We start from the raw sequence: 26,702 nt of genomic DNA, 5'->3' as shown, positions 1-26,702 counted from the left end.
GGCACCCGACCAGCTCGCACCCGCCGAGACCTGCCGGACAGAACGGCCGAGGCACCTCGCCGGCACCCACGAACGAAGGAGTTCGCACGCATGAAGAAGACAGCACTCATGGGCATGGCGATGGTCTCGCTCACCGCGATCAGCCTCAGCGGCTGCTCGTCGGCGTCCAACGACGACGGCGACCCCTCGGGCGAGATCACCGTGCTCACCAACCGCACCGACCTCGTCGACACGACGTTCGCCGACTACGCGAAGACGTTCGAGGCCGAGTACCCGGGCACGAGCGTGAAGTTCGAGGCGCTGACCGACTACGAGGGCGACGTCAAGATCCGCCTGAACTCGAAGGACTACGGCGACGTGCTGCTCATCCCCAGCTCGAACGTCACGAAGGACCAGTACTCGAGCTTCTTCGAGCCCCTCGGCACGGTCGACGAGATGAGCGAGAAGTACCGCTTCGTCGACGCGGGCGCCTACGACGGCCAGGTCTACGGCATCTCGACCTTCGGCTCGGCCATGGGCATGGTCGTCAACAAGAAGGTCTGGGCCGACGCCGGCGTCACCGAGGCCCCGACCACGCAGGAGGAGTACCTCACCGACCTGCAGGCCATCCGCGACCAGACCGACGCCGACCCCTACTACACGAACTACGCCGACGGCTGGCCGCTGGCGACGATCGAGGGCAACCTCGGCGCCACCCAGGGCCCCGAGGTCCGCATGGAGATGGCCGAGGACGACGCCCCCTGGACCGAGGGGACCGACCAGTACAAGATCGACGACCTGCTGTTCCAGACCGTCGAGGCCGGCCTCAGCGAGGCCGACCCGACCACGACCAACTGGGAGGAGTCCAAGAACCTCCTCGCCCAGGGCAAGATCGGCTCGATGGTGCTCGGCTCGTGGGCCGTCAGCCAGATGCAGGACGCCGCCGAGGCCGCCGGCGCCTCGCGTGACGACATCGGCTTCTGGCCGATGCCCTGGCAGGTCGACGGGCAGTTCACCTCGGTGACGGCCAGCGACAAGGTGCTCGGCGTCAGCAAGAACAGCGACAACAAGGCGACCGCGAAGGCCTGGGTCGACTGGTTCACGAACGAGTCCGGCTACGCCGAGAGCCAGGGAGCCATCAGCCCCGTCAAGAGCGACCCCGAGCCCGACACCCTCTCGGACTTCAGCGCCCTCGACGTCCAGTACCTCGAGCTGGCTCCGGACCCGGTCGGCAAGGAGGCGCTGCTCACCGACATCGCCAACGAGGCGGAGATCGACATCTTCGGCAACACCTACCGCCAGAAGCTGATCGACACCGCCCGCGGCGCCGCCGACGGCGACGAGGACTCGTTCTTCTCCGACCTCAACGACCGCTGGGCCGCGGCGCAGGAGAAGGTCTCCGAATGACCCAGCTCGCCTCGCCTCCCGAGGTCGCGGCGACCGTCACCGACGACGGCCGGCGCCGGGGCACCCGCCCCGGCGCCGGCCCGGCCGGGCGCGTGGGCCGTCGCGGCCTGCGCGTCACCCCGTGGCTCTTCCTCGTCGTGCCGCTGGCGTTCCTCGTCGTCCTTACCTACGTGCCGGTCGCGAACCTGCTCTGGTACAGCGTCACCGACTGGGACGGCCTGTCGCCCGTCAAGGAGTTCGTCGGCCTCGAGAACTTCGTCGAGATCTTCACCCGGCCCGAGATCTTCCAGGTCTTCTTCGTCAGCCTCTTCTACCTGGCCGGCGCCGTCGCCCAGCTCGTCCTGGCCCTGTACTTCGCGACCCTCCTCAGCTTCAAGACCCGCTTCTCGAACCTGTTCAAGGGGATCATCTTCTTCCCGTACCTCATCAACGGGGTCGCGATCGGGCTCGTCTTCCTCTACTTCTTCCGCCCCGGCGGCACCCTCGACGCCCTCGCCGCCCTGGTCGGCGTCGAGGACACCCCGCAGTGGCTCGGCGACCCCGGCGTCGTCAACACCTCGCTCGCCGCCACGAGCGTCTGGCGCTACATGGGCCTGAACTTCGTGCTCTTCCTGGGCGCGATCCAGTCGGTGCCGTCCGAGCAGTACGAGGCGGCCGACCTCGACGGCGCGACGTCGTGGCACAAGTTCCTCTACATCATCGTGCCCAGCATCCGACGCATCCTCGGCCTGTCGTTCATCCTCGCGATCGCCGGCGCCCTCTCGGCCTTCGAGATGCCGTACATCATGACCGGAGGCGCCAACGGGTCGGAGACGTTCGTCATCCAGACCGTCGACACCGCGTTCCGCTTCTCGAAGGTGGGCCTCGCCTCCGCCATGGCCGTGGTCCTGCTCGTCATCGTGCTCGTCATCACCGCGGTGCAGCGGCTGCTGTTCCCCGACGAGAAGAAGGAGGACGCCTCGTGACCGCCACCGCGTCGCCCACCCGCTCGCGCGCCCTCGCCCGCACCGGGACGACCGTCAAGTACGTCAGCCTCGTGCTCGCGTGCCTCGCGGCCCTCGTCCCGCTCGTCACCATCGTCATGCTCGCGTTCAAGACGGACGAGGAGTACCGGACCACGACCCCGCTCACCCCGCCCGGCGACTGGCTCAACCTCGACAACTTCGTCACCGCCTTCACGCAGGGCGGCATGCTGATGGGCTTCGTCAACACGGGGATCATCCTCGTCGTGTCCGTCGTCGGGACCATCCTGATCGGCACGATGGCCGCCTACGCCATCGACCGGTTCCGCTTCCGCGGCCGCAAGCTCGTGCTCGGGGGGTTCCTGCTCGCGACCCTCGTGCCGTCGGTCACGACGCAGGTCGCGACCTTCCAGGTGATCAGCGCCCTCGACCTCTTCAACACCCGGGGCGCGGCGATCCTCATCTTCATGGGGACCGACATCGTCGCGATCTACATCTTCCTGCAGTTCATGCAGTCGATCCCCGTCTCGCTCGACGAGGCCGCGATGCTCGACGGCGCGAGCCGCTTCACCGTCTACTGGCGGATCGTGCTGCCGCTGCTCAAGCCGGCCGTCGCGACGGTGGTCATCATCAAGGGCATCGCGGTCTACAACGAGTTCTACATCCCGTTCCTCTACATGCCCTCGCAGGACCTCGGCGTCATCTCGACCTCCCTGTTCCGCTTCATGGGCCCCTTCGGCGCGCAGTGGGAGGTCATCGCGGCAGGCACCCTGCTCGTGATCGTGCCCACCCTCGTCGCCTTCCTCTTCCTCCAGCGATACATCTACAACGGCCTCACGGCAGGAGCCACCAAGTGACCACCACCCTCCCCACCACCGCGACCGAGACCCGCCGCCCGCTGCACGACGGCTGGTCCGTCCGCTCGACCCGCGGCCCGGTGCCCGCCGAGATCGCCGAGGCGACCGTCCCCGCGACGGTGCCCGGCCTCGTCCACACCGACCTCCTCGCCGCCGGCCTCATCCCCGACCCGTACCTCGACCGCAACGAGCAGAAGGTCACCTGGATCGGCGAGAGCGACTGGGAGTACCGCACCACGTTCTCGTGGAGCCCCGACGGCCACGACCGCCACGACCTCGTATTCGAGGGCCTCGACACCGTCGCCACGGTCACCCTCAACGGCACCGAGCTGGCACGCACCGTCAACCAGCACCGCACCTACCGCCTCCCGGCCGACGCGGTGCTCGTCGACGGCGACAACGACCTCGTCGTCCACTTCGCCTCGCCCGTCGCCTACGCCGACCAGGCCAGCCTCGACATCGGCTACCGGCCGCACACCTACTTCCACCCCTTCAACGCCATCCGCAAGGCCGCCTGCAACTTCGGCTGGGACTGGGGCCTCGACGCCGCCTCCTCGGGCATCCACAAGCCCGTCACCCTGCACTCCTGGTCGGGCGCCCGCGTCGACAGCGTCCGCCCCGTCGTGACGACCGACGGAGGCGCGGGCCACGTCCGCGCCCACGTCACGATCGAGAGGGCGGCCGGCTCCGACGCCGCGGTGGCGGTCTCCGGCCTCGTGACGAGCCCCGACGGGCTCGAGGCCGCGACGGCGAGCCTCGACGTCGCCCCGGGGGCGACCGAGGCCGTCGTCGACCTCGACGTCGCCGACGTCGCGCTCTGGTGGCCCCGCGGCCACGGCGACGCCGTCCTCTACGACCTCGCCGTCGACCTCGTCGTCGACGACCGGCCCGCAGCCGCCTGGTCGACCCGCATCGGCTTCCGCACGGTCGTCGTCGAGCTCGAGCCTGACTCCGAGGGCACCAGCTTCCGGGTCGTCGTCAACGGGCAGCCGGTCTGGACGAGGGGCGCGAACTGGATCCCCGACGACGCCTTCGTCACCCGCGTCACCCGCGACCGCGTCGCCGCCCGCCTCGACCAGGCCGAGTTCGCGAACATGAACCTGCTGCGCGTCTGGGGCGGCGGCTACTACGAGTCCGACGACTTCTACGAGCTGTGCGACGAGCGCGGCATCATGACGTGGCAGGACTTCCTCTTCGCCTGCGCCTCCTACGCCGAGGAGGAGCCGCTGCGCGGCGAGGTCGAGGCCGAGGTCCGCGACAACGTGACGCGCCTCATGTCCCACCCGAGCCTCGTGCTCTGGAACGGCAACAACGAGAACATCTGGGGCTTCGAGGAGTGGGGCTGGGAGAAGCGCCTCCAGGGTCGCACCTGGGGCCTCGGCTACTACCTCGACCTGCTGCCGCGCCTCGTCGCCGAGCTCGACCCCGAGCGGTCCTACACGCCCGGCAGCCCCTGGTCGGGCGACCCCGACCGACCGGCGAACGAGATCGAGCACGGCTCGGTGCACCTGTGGGAGCTGTGGAACCGCGTCGACTACCCGCACTACCGCGACACCGTGCCCCGCTTCGTCGCCGAGTTCGGCTGGCAGGGCCCCGCGACCTGGTCGACCATCCGGCAGTCGATCTCCGACTCGCCCCTGACGCCCGAGTCGCCCGGCATGATCTGGCACCAGAAGGCGACCGACGGCAACGACAAGCTGACCGACGGCCTCGTCGCGCACCTCCCGCTGCCCGACGACACCGAGGACTGGCACTGGGCCATGTCGCTGAACCAGGCGAACGCCGTCGCCTTCGCCATCGAGCACTGGCGGTCGTGGAGCCCCACCACGATGGGGTCGATCGTCTGGCAGCTGAACGACTGCTGGCCGGTCACCTCCTGGGCCGCCGTCGACGGCTACGGCCGCGCCAAGCCGCTGCTCTACGCGCTGAAGCACGTCTACGCCGACCGCCTCGTCACGATCCAGCCGCGCGGCGACGACCTCGTCGCCGCCGTCTCGAACGACTCGCCCGAGGCGTGGGAGGCGCAGGTCGTCCTGCAGAGGCTCTCCTACGAGGGCGAGGTGCTCGCCTCCGCGACGGTCGACCTGGCGCTCGACGCCCGCACCACCACCACGGTCGCGATCCCCGCCGAGGTCGCCGCCCCCGGCGATCCCGCCCGCGAGCTGGTCGTCGCCACGGTCGGCGCCGAGCGGGGGCTGTGGTTCCCGGTCGAGCAGCGCGACTCGGGCCTCACCGCCGCCGAGCTGACGACGGCCGTGACCGCGGTCGACGGAGGCTACGACGTCGTGGTGACCAGCGCCTCCTTGGCTCGCGACGTGACGCTGCTCGTCGACAAGGTCGACGTGGACGCCGTCGTCGACGACATGATGGTCACCCTGCTCCCCGGGGAGTCCGTCACGTTCCGCGTGACCAGCGAGGCCGACCTCACCCCCGACCAGCTGACCTCGGCGAGCGTGCTGCGCACGTCGAACCAGCTCGTCGTCGACTGGGCCTGACGGTGTCGAGGCTCGCGCTGGCCGTCGACCTGGGCGGCACCAAGGTCGAGGCCGCCCTCGTCGACGAGGGCGGGCAGGTCGTCGCGGGCAGCCGGATGCGCGCCGCCACGGGCGCGGCGGCCTCGCGGGCCGAGCTGCGGGACGCCGTCGGCACCGTGGTCGACGGCGCCCTGGCCGCCCTCCCGGCCGGCGGCGAGCTGCGGGGGGCCGGCATCGGCTCGGCCGGCCCCGTCGACCTCGTCGCGGGCACGGTGAGCCCGAAGAACCTGCCCGTCCTCGCCGGGTTCGACCTGCGCCGAGAAGTCGAGGGGCGCCTCCCGGCCCTGCCGGTCCGGCTGCGCCTGGACGGCACCTGCATCGCCCTCGCCGAGCACTGGCTCGGAGCGACCGCCGGGCTCGCGAACTCGATGTCCATGGTGGTCTCGACCGGGGTCGGCGGCGGGATGGTCGTCGGCGGAGCCCTGGTGTCGGGCAGGACGGGGAACGCCGGTCACATCGGCCAGATCCACGTCGCGGGCTTCGGAGGGGAAGACGGGGACGCCGACTCGACGACGCTCGAGGCCGTCGCGTCGGGGACGAGCACGGTCCGCTGGGCCCGGAGGCACGGCTGGGCCGGGACCTCGGGAGAGGACCTCGCCCGGTCGTGCGCCGCCGGAGAGCCGACCGCCTGGGCGGCCGTCCACCGGTCCGCCGCCGCCGTCGGCCAGGCGATCGCCAGCACGAGCACGCTGCTCGACCTGGACGCGGTCGCCGTCGGCGGCGGCTTCGCGGGGGTCGTGCCCGACTACGTCGACCTGGTGCGCCGGGCGGCCCGTCGAGCCACCGTGCTCGCCTACGCCGCCGAGGTACTCGTCGTCCCGGCCGCCCTCGGATCCGCCGCTCCCTTGCTGGGAGCCGCAGCACTCGTCCACCGCCCCGACATGGTCGACCCGAACCGGGTCGACACGCGGCGGCTGGTCAGCACCACCTGACACAGGGCGGCCCGACCGGGCCGCCGTGATCACCGCACAGCCGAAGGAGCCTGAGCACCGATGACGACACCGACCGCCACCAGCGTCCCCAGCCGCGACCATCCGTCCCGCACGACCCCGAGACCGCCGCGGACGCGGTCGATCCGCGTGTGCGCCGTGGTCGCCACGGGCGTCCTGCTGGGCTCGCTCGCACCCCTCACGCCGCACCAGGCGGAGGCCGCGTCCGCCGCGCCCCGCGCGGAGTGGACCACGCAGAACACCGAGTTCGTCACCCGGGACGCCTCGCGCCTCCAGCTCGGAGGAGAGACCTTCAGGGCCAGCGGGGCCAACATCTACTGGCTCGGCCTCGACGAGAACGTCGGAGGGGTCGACTACCCCACCGTCTTCCGCATCAAGGACACCCTCGACTCGGCCCACCGTGCCGGCATCACCGTCGTCCGATCGCACATGGGCACCTCGACCGGCCAGGACGACGCGAACACGCTCGCGCTGATGCCGAGCCTGGGCGAGTACGACGACGACGCCTTCGCCACGATCGACTTCGCCGTCGCGTACGCCGGGTCGCTCGGCATCCGGCTGATCCTGCCGCTCACCGACGAGTGGGAGTACTACCACGGCGGCCACCGCGACTTCACGACGCCCCTGGGCCTCGAGTCCGCCGACTTCTACACGGACCCGCGGGCGATCGCCGCGTACCAGGACTACGTCGACCACGTCGTCGGGCGCACCAACGCGCTGACCGGCGTCCCCTACGCCGAGGACCCGACCATCATGGCGTGGGAGCTCGGCAACGAGCTCGAGGGCATGACCCTCCCGTGGATCGACGCCCAGGTCGCCCACATCAAGCGACAGGCCCCGTCGCAGCTCGTCGCCGCCGGCCGACGGTTCGACATCGACCCCGACACCCTCGCGGCGACGGCGCTCGACATCGTCGACGTCCACTACTACCCGCCGACGGCCGCCCGGGTCTCGACCGACGCGGCGACCGTCACCGCCGCCGGGAAGGTCTACATCGCCGGCGAGTACGCCTCGACCGCGGCGACGCCGGCACTGCTGGGCCCGCTCGCCCAGGACCCGGCCGTCTCGGGGATGTTCGCCTGGTCGCTCTTCGGCCACGACGACCGCGCCGGCCTCGTGCCCCACGACGACGGGTTCACCCTCCACCTGCCCGGCGGGACGCCGTCCGAGGAGTCGCGGGCCGAGGCGATCCGCCAGTACGCCCGCGACGTCGGCGTCGTGCTGCCCGATCTTCCCCTCGAGGCTCCCCTCGTGACGAGCGTGCAGCGAGCCCAGGGCATCTCGACCGTCACCTGGCGCGGGACGGCCGGCGCCGCCGGCTACGTCGTCGAGCGGCAGGTCGCCGACCAGCCGTGGACGACCGTCACCGAGGAGGCGCTGGGCGCGTCCGCCGGGACCGTCACCGACATCGAGTCCCCGGCCGGCGCCTCCTACCGGGTCCGGGCGCTCGACGGCACGGGGACGAGCGGACCCGCGTCCGACGTCGTCCGTCCGGACGGCGGCGACGTGCTCGTCGACCCCGTGCAGGACTGGCGCCTCTCGTCCGCGCACGACGGCGTGACGGTCGCGGCCGACCCCGACGGAGGGTCCGTCGTCGCGACGGACGGCACGTCCGGCACGGTGGCCTGGCAGCGTGCCGGGCTCACCCGTGCCGAGTTCCGGGTCGACGAGCCTGCCGCCGCCCGCGTCGAGACGAGCGCGGACGGCAGCACCTGGGCGCCCGCCGCCACGGTCGTCACCGACGAGGGCTCGGTCGTCGCCGACGGCCTCGCCGGCGACCACGTCCGGGTCGTGCTGACCGGGGACGCGCACCTCACGCGGGCCACGCTGCGGTCCGCGGCCGTCGACCCCACCACGGCGCCCGGCGCGTTCTCGCTGCAGGCGCCCCTCGACGGGACGACGGGCACCACCTCGACGCCGGACTTCACCTGGACGGCCGCGGCGGACGCCGCGTACTACCGCTTCGCGCTCACGGACCCCACGGGCACGGTCGTGGCGCCGGCCGGCGGCCTGACCGGCACGTCGTACCGGCCCGACGTCACGCTCGTGCCCGGCACGACGTACCGGTGGTCGATCGAGGCCGTGAACGGCGTCGGCACCACGACGTCGGTGCCCACGACGGCGTCCTTCGCCACGCGTCCGCTCCCGACGGAGGCGCTCGCGGTCGAGGACTTCGAGGAGTACGCCGACGACGCGGCGCTCGCCGCCACCTATGTGCGCAACACGGGCGGCGGAGCCGTGACGCCCACCCTCGGCGAGAACCCGTCCACGGGCTCCCAGGCGGGCCGGTTCGCCTACGACCTCGCGGGCCCCGGCTACGCGGGAGTCGTCCGCACCCTCGCCGAGCCGCAGGACTGGTGGGGCTACACCGGCCTCTCGCTCTCGCTGCGCGCCCCGGCCGGTGACGACGTGACCGTGCAGATCGTGGCGGGAGGCTCGTACTTCGAGACCACCCTCGCGGTCGAGGGGGAGGGCTGGCAGCGGATCGACGTGCCCTTCAGTGCGTTCGCGCCACCCGCCTGGGCCGGCGACGCCGTGCTCGACCCGTCGACCGTGACGCAGCTCGCCTTCTACCTCGGGGGCGACGGCGCGGGCGAGCTGCTCGTGGACGACGTCGTCACGACGGTCGACCCTGCCGCCGTCGTGCCCGTCGATCCGGGCACGCCCGGCACGCCCGGCACGCCGGGCACGCCCGGCACGCCCGGCACGCCCGGCGGCGGTGCCGGACCGGGCGCAGGTCCGGGGTCCGGTCCAGGAGGCGCGGTGCCCGTCAGCGGGACCGGCACCGTCCCGGCCTCCGCGACCACCGCCTCCACAGGTCTCGCCTCCACCGGCTCGACCTCGACCACGGCGCTCGCCCTGGCCGCCCTGGCATCGGTCATCGCCGGTGCCGTCGCACTCCGAGCCGCACGACGACGTCGGCTCGCACCGACGACCACCTCGGTGGTCGAGCGAGGAGAAGCATCATGACCACACGTCCGAAGCGCACCGCCCTCGGGGCCGGCGTCGCGTTCCTCCTGGCGGGGGTCCTCGCCGTGGGTGCCCCCGCGGCGACCCCGGCGGAGGCGTTCAGCCCGACCGGCAAGAGCACGGTGCTGAACTACCTGGCGAGCATCAAGGGCCAGAAGATCATCAGCGGGCAGCACAACAAGGAGCCCGCCGGGCAGCCGAGCCAGTACACCCAGCGCGTCAAGGACATCACCGGGGTCTACCCGGCGCTGTGGGGCGGGGACTTCCTCTTCGCCGCCTCCGACGTGGCGAACCGGCAGCGGGTCGTCGACCAGGCCAAGACCGAGTGGAAGAACGGGGCGCTCGTCTCGCTCACGTGGCACGTCTGCCCGCCGACGGTCGGCTCGTCGTGCTCGTGGAACGACGTCAACGCGAACCTGACCGACGCGCAGTGGTCGCAGCTGACCACGAACGGCACGGCGTTGAACTCGGCCTGGAAGTCGCGACTCGACGAGGTCGTCCCCTACCTGCAGCAGCTGAAGGACGCGGGCGTGCCCGCCGTCTTCCGCCCGCTGCACGAGATGAACGAGCAGTGGGCCTGGTGGGGCGGGCGTTCGGGATCGGCCGGCTCCGCGAAGCTCTACCAGATCACCCGCGACTACCTGGCCGGCACGAAGGGCATGACGAACCTCATCTGGGCCTGGAACGTGCAGGACAACCCGGCCGGGGGACTGGCCGGCTACTACCCGGGCAGCTCGTACGTCGACGTCGTCACGCTGGACGCCTGGTACAAGGCGTTCCCGAGCGCAGCCGAGTACCAGACGATGCAGTCGATCGCGGCGGGCAAGCCGATCGCCCTGGGCGAGGTCGGCAAGATGCCCACGTCGGCGCAGCTGGCCGCGCAGCCGAACTGGACCTGGTTCATGCACTGGTCGGAGCAGCTCGAGTCCGCGAACACGCCACAGGCGATCAAGGACACCTACGCGAACCCCCGCGTCCTGCACCAGGGGGACGTCGCCATCCCCTAGGCGGGACGGGCGACGGCAGGGAGCAGGAGGGTGCTGGTGCGGGCTGCGCCGGCACCCTCCGGCAGTGCCGGCCTGGCATCATATGGCCGGACGCTTCTCCACGCGTCGAGACCGTCGTCAGGTCGGCGCGCGACCGCACGAGAGCGTGCGCTGTGGCTGACCTCGACCGGAGCCGGTCAGACGATCGGGTCGGTGCTGGCCGGAGGGTAGACCTCGCGCAGTCGTCCGAGGTCGATGGCGTCGAACTCTGAGTCGGAGCCACCCAGCTGGTGGCCGAGAGCTTCGAGCTCGCGGACGGCGTCCTTCTCGCTCTCGCTGAAAGGACGCAGCACTCCTCGTCGTCGGAGCTCGGCGTACAGCTCGACGAACTTCGCCCGGTCGTAGCCGTGGTTCTCGTCGACGGCCATCCTGTAGGTCCCCTCCATCATGTGGACGAGCGGGAGCCGCAGACGCAGCTCGTCGGGGATCATGCCGCGGAATCGGTTGCGCTTCTGCGCGTACTCCGCTCCGTACAGGAAGTAGACCTCCGTCCGGGAAGGCCCGTCAGAAGGCTGGGCCTCGTCGTCATGTCCTTCTGCCCCCGCCATCGTCACGAGTCGACCGCGGGAGGTGCCGGGCGAGGGTGCCTCATCGTCGACACCGTCCCGATGACGCAGACCGCCGACGCGACGACGAGGGCTGCCAGGAGCACGGCGCCGCCGGGCGACGTGCCCCCGAAGTGCACGACGCGGACGACCGCGGGGACGGCGCAGGACAGCCAGAGGACGGAGGCGAGGCCCCAGCCGACGGAGGAGCCGCGGAACGTCGGCCGCTGCAGCCGGAGCCGCCCCCGCTTCGGCGTCGTCTTCTGGTTCATGGTCACCCCTCCGTGCTCGTCGACCCTTCCACCGTACGTCGAGGCGATGTGCGCCTCAAGGGCCGCGGGTCTGCGAGTCTGGCCTGCACGCACGGTGCACGGAAGGAACTGCCATGAGCATGGAAGGCGCGGCCTGGAGCTCGCTCTACAAGATCTCGTCCGCGAGGGACGGCCGGCACGGCATCTCGCGGGAGTCCGTGCGGCGCATCATGACGTTCGCGGTGCCCTACCGGTCGAAGCTCGTCGTCTTCATCGCGCTCTCCGTGGTGGGGGCCTTCCTCGCCGTCGCGACGCCGGTGCTGGCCGGCCGCGTGGTCGACGTCATCGTCGCCCGGGGCGAGGTCTCGACGATCGTCCGGCTCGCCGTCCTCATCGCGGTCGTGGCCGTGGCCGACGCCGGCGTCTCGCTCGCGACGCGCTGGTTCTCGGCGCGGATCGGCGAGGGCGTGATCCTCGACCTCCGCACGGCCGTCTTCGACCACGTGCAGAAGATGCCGATCGCGTTCTTCACCCGCACCCGCACGGGTGCGCTGGTCAGCCGCCTCAACAACGACGTCATCGGCGCCCAGCAGGCCTTCAGCGGCACCCTGTCGGGCGTCGTCACCAACGTCGTCGCGCTGGTCCTCACCCTGGTCGTCATGCTCGGCACCTCCTGGCTCGTGACGGTGCTGGCCGTGGTCATGCTCCCTCTCTTCCTGGTGCCCGCACGGCGCATGGGCAGCCGTCTCGCCGCCCTGCGCCGCGAGGCCGCCGACCACAACTCCGCGATGAGCACGCAGATGACCGAGCGCTTCTCGGCGCCGGGCGCCACCCTCGTCAAGCTGTTCGGCCGTCCCGACGAGGAGGCGGAGGAGTTCCGCGTCCGGGCGGCCCGTGTCCGGGACATCGGGGTCCGCAGCGCCCTGCTGCAGTTCGTCTTCGTCACCGCGTTGACGTTCGTCTCCGCCCTCGCCCTCGCGCTGGTCTACGGTCTCGGCGGGTTCCTCGCCCTCGCCGGTCAGCTGGACACCGGAGAGGTCGTCACGCTGGCGCTCCTCCTCACCCGCCTGTACGTGCCCCTGACCGGTCTCGCGAACGCCCGGGTCGAGATCATGAGCGCGGTGGTCAGCTTCGAGCGCGTCTTCGAGGTGCTCGACCTCGAGCCCCTCATCCAGGAGGCGCCCGACGCCACCACCGTTCCCGACGGCCCGGTGAGCGTGGAGTTCGACGACGTCCGCTTCGCGTACCCGTCCGCCGACAAGGTGTCCCTCGCGTCCCTCGAGGAGGTCTTCACCCTCGACACCAGAGGCGGCGACGAGGTGCTGCACGGCGTCTCGTTCCGCATCGAGCCGGGGCAGACGGTCGCCCTCGTCGGCACGTCCGGTGCCGGCAAGTCGACCATCGCCCAGCTGCTCTCGCGTCTGTACGACGTCGACGGCGGGGCCGTGCGCCTCGCCGGCGCGGACGTGCGCGACGTCACCTTCGCCTCCATGCGGCACACCCTGGGCATGGTGACGCAGGACGGCCACCTGTTCCACGAGACCATCCTCAGCAACCTGCGCCTCGCCAGGCCGGAGGCGACCGAGGGCGAGGTGTGGGACGCCGTCCGCCGTGCGCGGCTCGAGCCGCTCGTCCGGTCGCTGCCGGACCAGCTCGACACGATGGTGGGGGAGCGCGGCTACCGGCTCTCGGGAGGCGAGCGCCAGCGCATGACGATCGCGCGCCTCCTGCTCGCCCAGCCGCGCGTCGTCATCCTCGACGAGGCGACCGCGGCGCTCGACTCGACGTCGGAGGCCGCCGTGCAGGCGGCCCTCAGCGAGGCGCTCGAGGGACGGACGGCGATGGTCATCGCGCACCGCCTCTCGACGATCCGGAGCGCCGACCTGATCCTGGTCGTGGAGGACGGCTCGATCGTCGAGCGAGGCACGCACGACGAGCTGCTGGCCGCGGCCGGCCGCTACGAAGAGCTGCACCGGACCCAGTTCGCGGTGCAGAAGGACGTCGCGCCCGACGAGGAGCCGCTGGGCGGGCCCTAGCCGCCCGCGGTCAGGAGGCCCACCACAGGAAGCCCACGATCCCGGCGAGCAACATCACGACGCACACCAGCGTGGAGACGAGCCCCACGGCCAGGCTGACGGCCTCGAGGTCGCGCATCGTGCGGATGCTGACGACGATGCCGACGAGCGACAAGGCGATGATGACGACGAAGATGCCCACGGTGGATTCTCTCTCGGACCGCGCCGGCCGGTCAGTACCCTGGTGGCAGGGGAGGCGCGACATGAGCAGAGAGAGGCCGGTCGCCATGGCGGCGACGCACGCCGTGGTGGTGGGGCTGCTGGTGGGCCTCGGGGCGCCGGTGGCGCTGGTGGTGCTGTTCCTGGTGGCCATCGTGGCCACGCCGTTCGGCGCGGCCGTGGTGGGGGGCCTCCCCGCGTTCGGCGTCTTCTGGCTGCTCGACGCCGCGTTCCGCAACGGGCGGCCGGGCTCCGGCCTGCGGGCGGCCCTGCCCGCCGGCGTCGTCGTGATGTCGACCGTGATCGTCTGCGCGTCCCAGCTCGAGCTCTTCGACGACCCGGACGCCCCGCAGCCGACGATCCTCGCGATCGCCCTCTGGACGGGCGGGCTCAGCGCGCTCGCCGTGCTGGTCACGCACGTGCTGCTCGACACCGAGCCGGTCGTGGAGGAGTCGCCGACAGTCGGCGTCGTGCCGGACGCTACGGGCACGATGGCCGACTCCGACCCCGCCGACCCCGACCGGGACCTCGACCCCGACGCCCCGACCACGAGGAGCCCCGTGCCCGCCGACGCCGACGACGCCCCCGCCCCCGACGCCCCCGCACGCTGGGACCACGTCGTCGTCGGGGCCGGCGTCATCGGCGCCGCCACGGCCCGGGCCCTGTCCCGCCGGGGCGCGCGCGTGCTGCTCGTCGAGCAGTTCGGGCGCGGTCACGACCGCGGCTCGTCCCACGGCGCGAGCCGCATCTACCGGCGGGGCTACACCGCCGACGACTGGGTCGCCCTCACCGGCGAGGCGATCACGGCCTGGCGCGCCCTCGAGGCCGAGACCGGCCGCGTGCTGCTCGACCAGACCGGGGCCCTCGACCACGGCGACCCCGCCGTGCTCGACGAGATCCAGGCCGCGCTGGTCCGCGGCGGCGTCGCCCACGAGCGCCTGACCCCCGACGAGGCCGCCGAGCGCTGGCCCGGGCTCCGCTTCGACACGAGCGTGCTCGCCCACGCCGAGGCCGGTCGGGTCCGGTCCGCCGACGCGATCGAGGCGCTGCTCGACAGCGCCGCGGCCGCGGGCGCCGAGCTGCGCTTCGACACCCCCGTGGCCGGGATCGAGACGGAGGGGGACGACGTCGTGCTCCGTCTCGAGGACGCAGGAGGCGCCTCCTCGGTCGTCGTGTCGACGAGCGTCGTGCTCGCGGTCGGCTCCTGGGCGCGGTACCTCGCCGGCGACCTCGTGCGCCGTGCAGGGCTGTCGCTGCCCCCGGTCACGGTCACGCAGGAGGAGCCCGCCCACTTCGCGACGGAGCTGCCGGACGACGCCTGGCCGAGCTTCGTCCACCACCCGACCGACCCCGCGCTGAGGCAGCGCGTCAGCACGATCTACGGGCTGCTCACCCCCGGCGAGGGCGTCAAGGTCGGCACGCACGGCACCGGCCGCGAGGTTCACCCCGACGCGCGGCTCGACGAGCCGGGCTCCGCAGGGCAGGCCGTGCTGCGCGACTACGTGGCCGCGTGGGTGCCCGGCGTCGACGTCGCGACGCTCGCCCCGATCAGCTGCCTCTACGACACGACACCGACCGAGGACCCGGTGCTCGACCGCGTCGGCTCCGTCACGATCGCGACGGGGTTCTCGGGGCACGGCTTCAAGTTCGGGGCCGTCTTCGGCGAGCTGCTCGCCGGTGTCGCGACGGGCACGCCCGCGCCGGAGCGGTTCCGGCTCGCCCGGGACTGACTCCGGGAACGCCCGCCGCCGCGCCCGTCGCCGCGCCCGCCGCCGCCGCGCCCGTCAGCCGCGCGGCCCGAGCTGGTCGCGCGCCACCTCGCGGGCGGCCGCCCGCCCGGCCCGGTTCGCCCCCACCGTCGACTGCGACGGCCCGTAGCCGATCAGGTGGACGCGCCGGTCGCGTGCCGCGCGGGTCCCGTCGAGCGGCACGCCGCCGAGCGGACCGCGCAGGTCGAGCCCGTCGAGGTGCCGGATGCTCGGCCGGAACCCCGTCGCCCAGAGCACCGCGTCGACGCTCGTCGCCCCGCCGTCGGCCTCGACGACGTGCCGCGGCCCCATCGCCGTGAACATCGGACGCCGCTCGAGCGCGCCCCGCCGCCGGGCGGCGCGCGCGTAGCCGGTCCAGATCAGCCCCGTGTACGAGACGATGCTGCGCGACGGACGGCCGAGGGCCGCGTCCTCGGCGACCCGCCGCTCGACGTCGACGCCGTCCGACCCCGACGTGAACTCGTGGTCGAGGAACACCGGCTCGCGCCGCGTGTACCAGAGCGTCGTCGCCACGCGGCTGATCTCGTCGAGCAGCTGCACGGCCGAGATGCCGCCGCCGACGACGGCGACCCGCTGCCCCGCGAACTCGGCCGCCGAGACGTACTCCCGGGTGTGCAGCTGCCGACCCGAGAACGAGGAGGCGCCCGGCACGTCGGGCAGCACGGGCTCGTCCCAGGTGCCGGTCGCGTTCACGAGCGCCGAGGTCGTCCAGCTGCCGGCGGTGCTCGCCACGCGGAGCTCGCCGGCCGGGTCGTCGTCGACGGCCTCGACCGAGGTGACGTGCACGGGGCGGTGCACCTGCAGGCCCTCCGCCTCCTCGTACGCCGCGAAGTACCGCGGCACGGCGTCGCGGCTCGGCTCGGTGGGGTCGACGGGGGGCAGCGGCATGCCGGGCAGGTCGAAGATGCCGTTGACGGTCGCCATCCGCAGCGACTCCCAGCGGTGCCGCCACGCGCCTCCGGGGGCCTCGCCCGCGTCCACGACGACGACGGTGGGCGCTGCTCCGTCCCGTGACGGATCAGCGACGGTGGGTGGCGCTCCGTCTCGTGACGGATCAGCGAGGGCGGGTGGTGTTCCGTCTCGTGACGGATCAGCGATGGTGGGCGGTGCTCCGTCCCGTGACGGATCAGCCGCTGCGCGACGAGCCCCGCCCTCGGCCGGCGCGAACCCGCGGAGGCGCAGGTGGTGCGCCGCGGACAGCCCGGCCTGGCCTGCCCCCACGACGGTGACCGTGGCGTGGCCGAGGCCGTCGAGGGAGTGCACGTGTCCACGCTACGGCGGGGGCCTGCGAGACCGGGACCGGCACGACCGTGCCGCGCGCGCCTCCTCGTGCTCGACCTCGCCCCGGGCCGACGCGCGCCCACCCCCAGTCCGGGGGCAGACCGGCCGCATCGGGGGACATGACGGCGAATCGAGGTGAGCGATCCTCGCCGGAATGTCCTAGTCTCGGCCGCGTAGCGAGTCCGCTGCGACGGCCCAACCATCCGTCGTCCGGACACCGACCATCGCTGCCACGAAGGATCAGGAGCGAGTCCATGAGGACTGAAGCACTCGCGCGCGCCGGAAAAGGGCCACAGACCGCGAACCGTCACCACTCCAGGGCGAGGCAGGGGGTGGCCGTGCTCACGGCCGCACTGCTCGGGATCGGCGGCAGCGTGCTCGCCGCAGCCCCCGCCACGGCCGCCCCGGCGGCCTCGATCGGCGAGGGGAGGTTCCTCGACGGGACGGCGCTCGGCCTCGACCTCGGCCTCGTGCTCGCCCTGCAGCCCGCGTCCGCGGTCAACACGGGGCAGGCGACTCCGGTCACGCAGTCGTCGCCCCTCGACGTGACCGTGCTGAACGCGGCCCGCGCCGACCTGGGCGGCGGCATCCAGCTGCTCGGCCCGAACGGCCTGCTGTCGGTGGGCGCCGTGGGCCAATACGCGCAGGCGAGCGCGAACGGCAGCTCGACCGCCGCCTCCGGGGCCGTCACGAACACCGGAGCGATCGGCGTCGGCGGCCAGGGCGGCGTGCCCGCGGCGAACGCCAGCCTCAACCTCAGCCGCCTCGCGAACACGCAGGCGCTGCAGAACCTCCGCGTCACGACGGGCGCGCTCTCGGCGACGGCCTCGCAGGCCGCCGGGCCGAACGGCGCCCAGACGGGCGCGTACCGGATCGCCGACCTCGACCTGAGCCTCACCAGCCCGGCGCTCGCGACGACGGTCAACGGCCTGCGGGCGACGCTCACGGGCCTGCAGCCCACGGTGGACGCCCTGCCCGCGGCGATCACGAACCTGGTCGGCCCGACCGCGCAGGTCACCGGCGTGCCGAACCTGACCACCCTCGGCAACTCGCTCACCACCGTGACGAGCGCCGACGGGTCGATCACCGCGAACCTGCAGACGGGCGCGATCACGGTCGACGTCCCCACGGTGCTCGCGACGCAGGGGGTGAGCATCAACTCCCTCCCGCCGGGCACCGAGCTGGCCCCGTACGTCACCCGGGCCCTCACCACGCAGCTGCTCCCCGCGATCACGACCGCCCTGCAGGGCCTCGTGACGCAGCTGACGAACAGCATCAACGGGATCACCGTCACCGTGAACGCGTTCGGCGCCCGCGTGCCCGTGCCGCTCGCCACCCTCGCGATCGTGCTGAACCCGGCCATCGCCACGGTGGTGGCGCCCGTGAACACGGCCGTGTCCGGTCTCGGCGCGACCGTGATCACCCCGCTCGCGACGGCCCTGACCGGCGTCGTCTCGCTGCGCGCCAACGACCGGACCACGGCGGGCGGCGTCTTCACGCAGCGCGCCCTCCGCGTCGGGCTGCTCGGCGGCCTCTCGGCCGACACCGCCGTCGACCTGGCCACCGCCTCGGTCGGGCCGAACGCCGGCCCGCTCGCCGCGCCCACGGTGACCGGCATCACGCCCGTCGAGGGCCCGGTCGCGGGCGGCACGTCCGTGACCCTCACCGGCTCGGCCTTCACGGACGACTCGACGGTCACCGTCGGCGGCTCCGCCCCCGTCGCCCCCACGGCCGTCTCGGCCGACGGCACGTCGCTGACCTTCACGACGCCGGCGTCCGCGACGCCCGGCCCCGTGGCGGTGCGGGTGACGACCCCGGTCGGGACGAGTGCCCCGCAGACCTTCACCTACCTCCCGGTCCCCGCGATCACGGGCCTCGCGCCCGCACAGGGCCCCGTCGGCGGCGGCACCCCCGTCACCGTGACGGGCACCGGGTTCCTGGCCGACGCGACCGTCTCGGTCGACGGCTCCGCCCCGATCACGCCCGACGCCGTCGCCGGCGACGGCACGACGCTGACCTTCACCACGCCGGCCCACGCCCTCGGCGGAGCCCCCGTCACGGTGACGACCCGCGGCGGCACGAGCGCGCCGCAGACCTTCACCTACCAGCCGGCCCCGCAGGGCTCGCCCGTGCTCACCGGCATCGACCCCGTCCAGGGGCCTGCGGGAGGCGGCACCCCCGTCACGCTCACCGGCACCGGCTTCACCGCCGGCTCGACGGTCTCGGTCGACGGGTCCGCCCCGATCACGCCCGACACGCTCACCGGCACCGCGCTGACCTTCGTCACGCCCGCGCACGACCCGGGCCCGGTCGCGGTCACGGTCGCCAACGGCGCGGGCACCTCCGCACCGCAGACGTTCACGTACCTCGCGCCTCCCCTCGCGGCGCCCGTGCTGCTGACGATCGACCCGACCCAGGGCCCCGCAGGAGGCGGCACCCCCGTCACCATCACCGGCACCGCCTTCACCGCGGGCTCGACGGTCTCGGTCGACGGCTCGCTGCCGATCACGCCCGACGCGATCGCCGCCGACGGCACGTCGCTGACGTTCACGACCCCGGCGCACGTCGCCGGCACGGCCCCGGTCACGGTGACGAACGGCGGCGGCACCTCCGCCCCGCTCGACTTCGAGTACCTGCCCGCGCCGCCGACCGCTCCGGTGCTCGACGAGCTCGACCCGGCCCAGGGCCCGGCCGGAGGCGGCACCCCCGTCACCGTGACCGGCACCGGCTTCGTCGACGGCTCGACGGTCTCGGTCGACGGCTCGCTGCCCATCACGCCCGACGCGATCGCCGACGACGGCACCGAGCTGACGTTCACGACCCCGGCGCACGTCGCCGGCACGGTCCCCGTCACGGTGACGACCCCGGGCGGCACGTCCGAGCCGCTCGACTTCGAGTACCTCCCGGCTCCGCCGACGGCGCCCGTGCTCCTGACGATCGACCCCGCCCAGGGGCCCGCAGGAGGCGGCACCCCCGTCACGGTCACCGGCACCGGCTTCGTCGCGGGCTCGACGGTCTCGGTCGACGGCTCGCTGCCGATCACGCCGACGGCGCTCGCCGCCGACGGCACGTCGCTGACGTTCACGACGCCGGCGCACGTCGCCGGACCGGTCCAGGTCACGGTGACGACCGCGGGCGGCACGTCCGCCCCGCTCGCCTTCGAGTACCTGCCCGCCCCGCCGACCGCGCCCGTGCTGGACGCTCTCGACCCGGCCCAGGGACCGGCAGGAGGCGGCACCCCCGTCACCGTCACCGGCACCGGCTTCACCGCGGGCTCGACGGTCGCGATCGACGGCGTCGCCGGCCTCGTCCCCGACGAGGTCGCGCCCGACGGCACGAGCCTGGTGTTCACGACGCCGCCGCACGCCGCGGGCGACGTCGCCGTCACCGTGACGACCGAGGGGGGCACCTCCGCGCCCCTCCCGTTCACGTACACCGCGCCTCCTGCGGGTGCCCCCGTGCTGACGGCCATCGACCCCGTCGAGGGGCCGGCGGGCGGACGCACGGTCGTCACGCTGACCGGCACGGGGTTCCTGCCCGGCTCGACCGTGACCATCGGCGACACGGCCGGCCTCGCGGCCGACGCGATCGACCCCGCGGGCACGACCCTGACGTTCACCACGCCGGCGAACCCCGCCGGTCCGGTGTCCGTGACGGTGACGAGCCTCGCCGGCACGAGCGCGCCGCTGGCGTTCACGTACCTGCCGGCCCCGGCCGACGCCCCCGTGCTCATCTCGGCCACGCCTGCCGAGGGCCCGGTCGGCGGCGGCACCGTCGTCAGGGTCGCGGGCTCGGCCTTCGAGCCCGGCTCGACGGTGTCGATCGGCGCCGCGACGGGCATCCGCCCCGACGCGATCTCCGACGACGGCACCGAGCTGGTCTTCACCACCCCCGCGAACGCCGCGGGCACGACGGGCATCACGGTGACGAACGGCGCCGGCACCAGCGCCGCCGTGCCGTTCACCTACCTGCCGGCCCCGGCCGGCGCGCCCGTGCTGACCGCCATCGACCCCGACGAGGGTCCGGCGGGAGGCGGCACCCCGGTGACCCTGACCGGCACCGGCTTCACCGACGACTCGACCGTCACCATCGGCGACACGACGGGCCTCGAGCCCGACGCGGTGTCCGACGACGGCACCGAGCTGAGCTTCACGACGCCCCCGGGCGCCGTGGGCACGGTGACGGTGACGGTGACCGACGCCGCGGGGACCAGCGCCCCGCTCGCCTTCACCTACACCGCGCCGCCGGCCGGCGCCCCCGTCCTCTCGGGCCTCGACCCCGTCGAGGGCCCGGCCGGCGGCGGCACCCCGGTGACGATCACGGGCTCCGGCTTCGCGGCCGGCTCGACGGTCACGATCGGCGCGGCGGCGGGCGTCGTGCCCGACGCCGTGTCGGCCGACGGCACGCAGCTGCGGTTCACCACCCCGCCGAACGTCGCGGGCACCGTGCCCGTGACCGTCACGACCGCCGGCGGCACGGGCGCGCCGCTGACCTTCACCTACCTCGCGGCGCCGGTCACGGCCCCCGTGCTGGCGACGCTGTCGCCCGACTCGGGCCCGGCCGCCGGCGGCACCACGCTGACGATCGCGGGCACCGGCTTCACGGCCGGCTCGACGGTCACGATCGGCGCGACGGCGGGCATCGTGCCCGACGCCGTCTCGGACGACGGCACCGAGATCACGGTCACGACCCCGCCGAACGCGGCCGGGGACGTGCCGGTCACCGTCACCACCGACGGGGGCACGAGCGCGCCGCTGACCTTCACCTACGAGGCGGCCCCGTTCGGCGCCCCGGTGCTGACGTCGCTCACGCCCGAGTCCGGCCCCGCGGGCGGCGGCACGCGCGTCGTGGTCACGGGCACGGGCTTCTTCCCGGGCTCGACGGTCACGGTCGGCGGCACGACGGGCATCGAGCCCGACGAGCTCTCGGCCGACGGCACCGAGCTGACCTTCACGACGCCTCCCGGCGCCGCGGGCGACGCTCCGGTCACGGTGACCGGCGTGCTGGGCACGAGCGCACCGCTCGAGTTCACCTACCTGGCGCCTCCCGTGGGGTCTCCCGTGCTGACCGGCATCGCGCCCGCCGCGGGACCGGTCGCGGGCGGCACCCCGGTGACGCTCACGGGCACCGGCTTCACGCCCGGGTCGACGATCACGATCGGCGACGCGACCGGCCTCGTCGGCACCCTCTCGCAGGACGGCACCCAGCTCACCGTCACGACCCCGCCGGCCCCGGCCGGCGAGGTGACGGTGACGGTGACGAACGCGACGGGCACGAGCGCGCCGCTCACCTTCACCTACCAGGCGCCGCCCGCCGTCGCCCCGGTGGTGACGAGCCTGTCGCCGACCGCCGGACCCGCAGGAGGCGGCACCACCGTCACGGTCACGGGCACCGGCTTCACCGGCGACTCGACGGTCACGGTCGGCGGCGCGTCGGGCATCCGGCCCGACACGGTCGCGACCGACGGCACCGCGCTGACGTTCACGACGCCGGCCGGCGCCGCGGGCACGGCGGACGTGTCGGTGACCAGCCCGGCCGGCACGAGCGGCACCGTGCCGTTCACCTACCAGGCGCCCCCGGCCGGCGCGCCCGTGCTCACGACCCTGTCGCCGACGACCGGCCCCGCCGGGGGCGGCACCGCCGTCACGGTCTCGGGCACCGGGTTCACGACCGGCTCGACGGTCTCGGTCGACGGCTCGGGCCCGATCACGCCGACGGCGGTCTCGGCCGACGGCACGTCGCTGACCTTCGCGACCCCGGCGCACGCCGCGGGCACCGTGCAGGTCACGGTGACCAGCGGGGCGGGCACCTCCGAGCCGCTGCCGTTCACCTACGCGGCCCCGCCGGTCGGCGCCCCCGTGCTGGCCTCGCTGACGCCCGCCGAGGGCCCGGTCGGCGGCGGCACCGTCGTGGTGGTCCGCGGCGCGGGCTTCCGTCCCGGCGCGACCACCGTGTCGATCGACGGAGGCGCCCCCCTGACGCCGACGTCGGTCGCCGCGAACGGCACGTCGCTGACGGTCACGACCCCGGCCCACGCGGCCGGCGGCGTGCCCGTGACCGTGACGACCGACGGCGGCACCAGTGCGCCGCTGACCTTCACCTACCTGGCGGCCCCCGCCGGGGCGCCCGTGCCCACGACGATCGCTCCCGCCCAGGGACCGGCCGGCGGCGGCACGGCGGTGACGATCACGGGCACCGGCTTCGCGCCCGGCTCGACGGTCTCGGTCGACGGCGGGGCGCCGATCACGCCCACGGCGATCAGCGCGGACGGGACGTCGCTGACGTTCCCGAGCCCGGCCCACGCCCCCGGCAGCGTCCCCGTGACGGTGACCAGCGGCGCGGGCACGAGCGCCCCGGTGACGTTCACGTACGTGGCCGCGCCCGCGAGCGCTCCGGTGCTGACCGGGCTGACGCCTCCTTCGGGCTCGATCGAGGGCGGCACCGTCGTGACCGTGACGGGCACCGGGTTCACGCCCGGCTCGACCGTCCAGGTCGGCGGCTCGGGCCCGATCACGCCGACGACCATCTCGCCCGACGGCACGACGCTGACGTTCGTCACCCCGGCCGGACCGGCCGGCACGACGACCGTCACGGTGACGAGCCCCGGCGGCACCAGCGCGCCGCTGCCGTTCGTCGTCGCCGACCCCGACGCGGTCCCCGAGATCACGTCGCCGGTGCCCGGACAGGTCGTCACCACGGACGACCCCGTCATCACCGGCACGGGGACGCCGGGGTACACGATCCGCGTGTTCCTGCGCGCCCGGGTCCTCTGCACCACGGTGGTCGCGGCCGACGGCACCTGGGCCTGCTCGCCGCTCGGCGGCCTGCCCGAGGGCGAGTACACGCTGACGGCGACGCAGACCGGCCCCGACGGCGTGCAGTCGGCGGCGTCCGAGCCCGTGACGTTCGACGTCGACATGCCCGCCGTGGGCGGACCCGGCGCGGGCACGCCCGGTGCGGGAACGCCTGGTGCGGGAACGCCTGGTGCGGGCGGGGTCGGCGGCACCGGCGGCGCCGGGGCCGGCGGCTCGGGCGGGGCCGGCTCGGTCACGAGCGGCTACCGGACCGGCACGGCGGGCGGCGACGCCCTCGCCTTCACGGGCAGCGACACCGCCCCGGTGCTGCTCGCCGCGCTGCTGCTGATGGCGGCCGGCGGGCTCCTCACCCTGCGGAGGAGGTCGCGCCGCCGCTGACCCGCTCGGCAGAATGCAGGAGGTGCCCGTCCGGCCTGGCCGGACGGGCACCTCCTCGTCTCCGCGAGCCGTGCAAGGCGCTCTCATCATTCAGGAAGCCGCGGCCCCGCGCTCCTGAGTGCTGCACGATCCAGGACATCCGAGTCCTGAACCGCGCGACTCAGGACCCGTGTTCCTGAACGAGGGAGCGACGGAGGCGCGGGTGGGGGTGGGGCGACCGGGTCCACGGGCGGGCGGGTCGCGCACAGGACGGTCCGTCGGTAGCGTCGGGGCATGAGCGATCCCGTGACCCGCCCGCCGTACGCCTCACTCGACCGCCGGGCGCTCGTCGCCGCCGGGGCGCTGCTCGGCCTGGCGGCGCTGGTCACGGCGGTGCGCCTCCCCGTCGCGTACGCAGCGTCGGTGGGGACGTCCCTCGCCGTCGTGCCCGCCGTGCTGAGCCTCGTCGCCGTGCTCGCGTCGTCGGCCGCGCTCTGGCTCGTGGGCGGTCGGCGCGGCATCTGCGTCGGCTCGTCGGCGGGGCGGATCGCCCTGCGTGCGGCGGCCGTGCTCCAGCTGGTCGTCGGCGTCGTCGTCGCCCTGCCGACGGGCGCGGCGTTCGCGTCGCGTCCCGTCGCGGCGCTCGTCGTGGTGCTCTCGGTGGTCGGCGCCGTCGCCGCCCTCGTGGGGGCGGTCCTCGCCGCGCGCTCCGGCGGGCTGCCGGGCGTCGCGGGCCGGGCGCTCGTCCCGTGGGCCGTCGTCGCGCTGGTGCGGGTGCTGCTGTTCTCGACCGCCGCGGGGCTCTCGCTGGTGCTCTCGATCGGCGGCGGCTGGGCGTCCGTCGGCGTCCAGGTGCTCGTCGTCGTGACCCTGCTCGTCGCGGCGGTCACCTGGCTCGTCGTCGGGCTCCGCCGGGAGGGTGCCGCGGCCTCGTCGGCCCTCCCGCGCCCCTGAGCGCCAGGATGGACGAATGCCCCTCTCCCACCAGGCGCGCCGCGTGCGCCGCTCGACGACGTCCACCGGCGGTCCCGGCCGCGTCGTCACGGCCCCCACGGGCGACGTCCCGCCCCGCCCCCAGGCCCGGTCGGGGGCGTTCCGCTTCGGCCTGATCGCGACGCTCGGCGGCGGGCTCGGGGTCGGCATCATCGTCACCCTGATGGCCCTCTCGACGGTCATCGTCTACATCGGCCTCGCGTTCTTCCTCGCCCTGGCCTTCGAGCCGGTGGTGCGTCGCCTCGCCCGTGCCGGGGCGCCCCGGTGGGTCGGCGTCGTCGTCACCGTCGTGCTCGTCGTCGGCGCGGTGGCCGGCATCCTCTCCCTCGTCGTCCCGGCGCTCGTCGAGCAGGTCGGGCACGTGATCCGCACCGCGCCCGCGGCGCTGCAGGACGCCTCCCGGCAGCCGTGGGTGCAGCAGGCCGTCGAGACGCTCGGGCTCGAGATCGACGTCGACGACGCCGTCGCGGGCATCAGCTCGTACCTGCTCGACCCGGACCAGCTGCTCGCCCTCGGCGGCGGCCTGCTCGCCGTCGGCCAGGGCATCACGAACGGCATCACGGCGGTCGTCATCGTGGCGATCCTCACGCTGTACTTCGCGGTGACCCTGCCCCAGATGCTCCGGTCGCTGAGCCGTGCCGTCCCCAAGAGCCACCGCGAGCGCGTGATGGACATCGCGGACGAGATCTTCCTCTCGGTCGGCCGCTACGTCGCCGGGCAGGTGGCGCTCGCCGCGGTCAACGCGGTGTTCGTCTTCGTCGTGCTCAGCATCGCGGGCGGGCCGGTGCCGGTGCTCTTCGCCACCCTCGCGTTCCTCGGCGCGCTGATCCCCGTCGTCGGGACGGTCGTCGCCTACGCGATCATCGTCGTCGCGACCCTCACGGTGTCGCCCGTCACGGCGATCGTCGTCGGCGTCGTGCTGCTCGTCTACGCCCAGGTCGAGGCCTACGTGCTCACGCCGCGGGTCATGTCGAAGGCCGTGGCCGTGCCGGGCGCGCTCGTCATCGTCGCGGCGTTCGGCGGGGGAGCCCTCGGCGGCGTGCTCGGGGCCCTCGTCGCCATCCCGGTCGCGACCGCGGGCGTGGTCGTGTTCGAGCGCGTCGTCGTGCCGCGGCAGCAGCGCGTCTAGTCGCCCGGCAGGTGCCTCAGGCGGGCCGGTCGCCCTCGTCGTCGCGCGACGTGCGCGGCTCGGGCGCGCCGGGACGCACCGCCCCGCGGGCGGCCGAGTGCGCCTCGTGCTGGTCCTGGTCGACCGAGTCGGCCGAGGCGGCGTCGACAAAGCGGGCCCCGCCCACGGCGGCGGCACGGCGCACGAGCTCGGCCACGAGGGCGTCGTCCTCGGGCTCGAGCTCGTCGTCGGGGGCGCTCTCGATCATGAGCTGGCTGGCGGGGCCGAGCAGCAGCTCGGCGGTGGTGGCCGTGCCGTGCTCGTCGCTGGTGGGCACGTCGACGATGTCGGTCGTGCCGTTCTGGCCGAGCGCCGCGGCGTAGGCGATGACGGCCTCGGCGATCGCGTCGCCGGTCATCACGCGGTTCTCGCCGTAGACGATGTACTTCACGGGTCCCCCTCGGTAGGGCTCCAGCATGCTCCGCGCGAGGCGTGCGTGCTCGCAGGGGGCGCCTCCTCGGCGGGTGACGCGCGCCTCCTGGGCTCGTCGCGCGCGCCTCCTCGGGACCCTGGACGCGCCTCCTCGTGACCCTGCCGACGGCGCCGGGGCGATCCCGTCGTCGTGTGACCCAAACGGGGGAGGG

At 73.9% G+C, this 26,702-nt stretch carries 17 protein-coding genes; 12 read left to right on the top strand and 5 right to left on the bottom strand.

Annotated elements, in window-relative coordinates; genetic code table 11:
* Positions 1-90: 90 nt before the first annotated feature.
* The 7 genes from FHR78_RS06065 to FHR78_RS06035 are packed head-to-tail and all read left to right on the top strand — an operon-like array spanning position 91 to position 10,666.
* Positions 91-1,386 carry an ABC transporter substrate-binding protein gene (locus FHR78_RS06065; RefSeq protein ID WP_166759527.1) on the top strand — a complete coding sequence of 432 codons (1,296 nt, stop codon included), beginning with the start codon at positions 91-93 and terminating at the stop codon, positions 1,384-1,386.
* Positions 1,383-2,351, top strand: a complete 969-nt coding sequence (locus FHR78_RS06060) for a carbohydrate ABC transporter permease (protein ID WP_166759526.1) — start codon at positions 1,383-1,385, stop codon at positions 2,349-2,351. The genes FHR78_RS06065 and FHR78_RS06060 overlap by 4 nt, the downstream gene beginning before the upstream one ends.
* Positions 2,348-3,205 carry a carbohydrate ABC transporter permease gene (locus FHR78_RS06055; RefSeq protein ID WP_347878071.1) on the top strand — a complete coding sequence of 286 codons (858 nt, stop codon included), beginning with the start codon at positions 2,348-2,350 and terminating at the stop codon, positions 3,203-3,205. The genes FHR78_RS06060 and FHR78_RS06055 overlap by 4 nt, the downstream gene beginning before the upstream one ends.
* Positions 3,202-5,700 (top strand): glycoside hydrolase family 2 protein, encoded by a 2,499-nt coding sequence (locus FHR78_RS06050; RefSeq protein ID WP_166759525.1) that lies wholly within the window; start codon positions 3,202-3,204, stop codon positions 5,698-5,700. Before FHR78_RS06055 ends, FHR78_RS06050 begins: the two co-directional genes overlap by 4 nt.
* A 2-nt stretch (positions 5,701-5,702) precedes the next feature.
* Complete coding sequence (locus tag FHR78_RS06045; RefSeq protein ID WP_166759524.1) at positions 5,703-6,671, top strand: ROK family protein; 969 nt, start codon at positions 5,703-5,705, stop codon at positions 6,669-6,671.
* A gap of 60 nt (positions 6,672-6,731) precedes the next feature.
* Positions 6,732-9,659 carry a carbohydrate binding domain-containing protein gene (locus tag FHR78_RS06040; RefSeq protein WP_166759523.1) on the top strand — a complete coding sequence of 976 codons (2,928 nt, stop codon included), beginning with the start codon at positions 6,732-6,734 and terminating at the stop codon, positions 9,657-9,659.
* The gene (locus FHR78_RS06035; protein WP_166759522.1) at positions 9,656-10,666 is read left to right on the top strand and encodes a glycosyl hydrolase; all 1,011 of its coding nucleotides are present in this window, start codon (positions 9,656-9,658) and stop codon (positions 10,664-10,666) included. The genes FHR78_RS06040 and FHR78_RS06035 overlap by 4 nt, the downstream gene beginning before the upstream one ends.
* 176 nt (positions 10,667-10,842) lie before the next feature.
* On the opposite strand, the gene FHR78_RS06030 is transcribed toward FHR78_RS06035, so the two are convergent.
* Positions 10,843-11,253, bottom strand: coding sequence for a hypothetical protein (locus tag FHR78_RS06030; protein WP_166759521.1), 411 nt, complete (start codon positions 11,251-11,253; stop codon positions 10,843-10,845).
* Positions 11,254-11,255: 2 nt separating this feature from the next.
* A complete protein-coding gene (locus FHR78_RS06025; RefSeq protein ID WP_166759520.1) occupies positions 11,256-11,522 on the bottom strand; it encodes a hypothetical protein in 267 nt (88 codons plus the stop codon).
* A gap of 113 nt (positions 11,523-11,635) precedes the next feature.
* On the opposite strand from FHR78_RS06025, the gene FHR78_RS06020 reads away from it, so the two are divergent.
* A complete protein-coding gene (locus FHR78_RS06020; protein WP_166759519.1) occupies positions 11,636-13,537 on the top strand; it encodes an ABC transporter ATP-binding protein in 1,902 nt (633 codons plus the stop codon).
* 10 nt (positions 13,538-13,547) lie between these two features.
* Here the strand turns inward: FHR78_RS06020 and FHR78_RS06015 are convergent, their stop codons facing one another.
* Positions 13,548-13,718 carry a hypothetical protein gene (locus FHR78_RS06015; protein WP_166759518.1) on the bottom strand — a complete coding sequence of 57 codons (171 nt, stop codon included), beginning with the start codon at positions 13,716-13,718 and terminating at the stop codon, positions 13,548-13,550.
* A 61-nt stretch (positions 13,719-13,779) separates the two neighbouring features.
* Here FHR78_RS06015 and FHR78_RS06010 point away from each other — a divergent pair, with 61 nt between their 5' ends.
* Entirely contained in the window at positions 13,780-15,465 is a 1,686-nt protein-coding gene (locus tag FHR78_RS06010; protein ID WP_243862015.1) for an FAD-dependent oxidoreductase, read from the top strand.
* Between the two features lie 54 nt (positions 15,466-15,519).
* On the opposite strand, the gene FHR78_RS06005 is transcribed toward FHR78_RS06010, so the two are convergent.
* Entirely contained in the window at positions 15,520-16,767 is a 1,248-nt protein-coding gene (locus tag FHR78_RS06005; protein ID WP_347878070.1) for an NAD(P)-binding domain-containing protein, read from the bottom strand.
* A 356-nt stretch (positions 16,768-17,123) separates the two neighbouring features.
* Here FHR78_RS06005 and FHR78_RS06000 point away from each other — a divergent pair, with 356 nt between their 5' ends.
* The 3 genes from FHR78_RS06000 to FHR78_RS05990 all read left to right on the top strand — a co-directional run bounded on the left by FHR78_RS06000 (position 17,124) and on the right by FHR78_RS05990 (position 26,079).
* Positions 17,124-23,978 carry an IPT/TIG domain-containing protein gene (locus tag FHR78_RS06000; protein ID WP_166759517.1) on the top strand — a complete coding sequence of 2,285 codons (6,855 nt, stop codon included), beginning with the start codon at positions 17,124-17,126 and terminating at the stop codon, positions 23,976-23,978.
* Between the two features lie 273 nt (positions 23,979-24,251).
* Positions 24,252-24,911, top strand: coding sequence for a hypothetical protein (locus tag FHR78_RS05995; RefSeq protein WP_166759516.1), 660 nt, complete (start codon positions 24,252-24,254; stop codon positions 24,909-24,911).
* 16 nt (positions 24,912-24,927) lie between these two features.
* Positions 24,928-26,079, top strand: a complete 1,152-nt coding sequence (locus tag FHR78_RS05990) for an AI-2E family transporter (RefSeq protein ID WP_166759515.1) — start codon at positions 24,928-24,930, stop codon at positions 26,077-26,079.
* 16 nt (positions 26,080-26,095) lie between these two features.
* Here FHR78_RS05990 and FHR78_RS05985 read toward each other — a convergent pair whose 3' ends face one another.
* Positions 26,096-26,509, bottom strand: coding sequence for a hypothetical protein (locus FHR78_RS05985; RefSeq protein ID WP_166759514.1), 414 nt, complete (start codon positions 26,507-26,509; stop codon positions 26,096-26,098).
* Between the last annotated feature and the right edge of the window lie 193 nt (positions 26,510-26,702).

The sequence above is a fragment of the Frigoribacterium faeni genome, from assembly GCF_011761235.1.
Classification (GTDB): domain Bacteria; phylum Actinomycetota; class Actinomycetes; order Actinomycetales; family Microbacteriaceae; genus Frigoribacterium; species Frigoribacterium faeni_A.
This window is presented reverse-complemented; position numbering and strand designations above follow the sequence as displayed.

Excerpts from the sequence above, each read along its gene's own strand:
- FHR78_RS06065 (WP_166759527.1), top strand. The coding sequence starts at position 91 with ATGAAGAAGACAGCACTCATGGGCATGGCGATGGTCTCGCTCACCGCG.
- FHR78_RS06060 (WP_166759526.1), top strand. The coding sequence starts at position 1,383 with ATGACCCAGCTCGCCTCGCCTCCCGAGGTCGCGGCGACCGTCACCGAC.
- FHR78_RS06040 (WP_166759523.1), top strand. The coding sequence starts at position 6,732 with ATGACGACACCGACCGCCACCAGCGTCCCCAGCCGCGACCATCCGTCC.
- FHR78_RS06035 (WP_166759522.1), top strand. The coding sequence starts at position 9,656 with ATGACCACACGTCCGAAGCGCACCGCCCTCGGGGCCGGCGTCGCGTTC.
- FHR78_RS06030 (WP_166759521.1), bottom strand. The coding sequence starts at position 11,253 with ATGGCGGGGGCAGAAGGACATGACGACGAGGCCCAGCCTTCTGACGGG.
- FHR78_RS06025 (WP_166759520.1), bottom strand. The coding sequence starts at position 11,522 with ATGAACCAGAAGACGACGCCGAAGCGGGGGCGGCTCCGGCTGCAGCGG.
- FHR78_RS06020 (WP_166759519.1), top strand. The coding sequence starts at position 11,636 with ATGAGCATGGAAGGCGCGGCCTGGAGCTCGCTCTACAAGATCTCGTCC.
- FHR78_RS06010 (WP_243862015.1), top strand. The coding sequence starts at position 13,780 with ATGAGCAGAGAGAGGCCGGTCGCCATGGCGGCGACGCACGCCGTGGTG.
- FHR78_RS05995 (WP_166759516.1), top strand. The coding sequence starts at position 24,252 with ATGAGCGATCCCGTGACCCGCCCGCCGTACGCCTCACTCGACCGCCGG.
- FHR78_RS05990 (WP_166759515.1), top strand. The coding sequence starts at position 24,928 with ATGCCCCTCTCCCACCAGGCGCGCCGCGTGCGCCGCTCGACGACGTCC.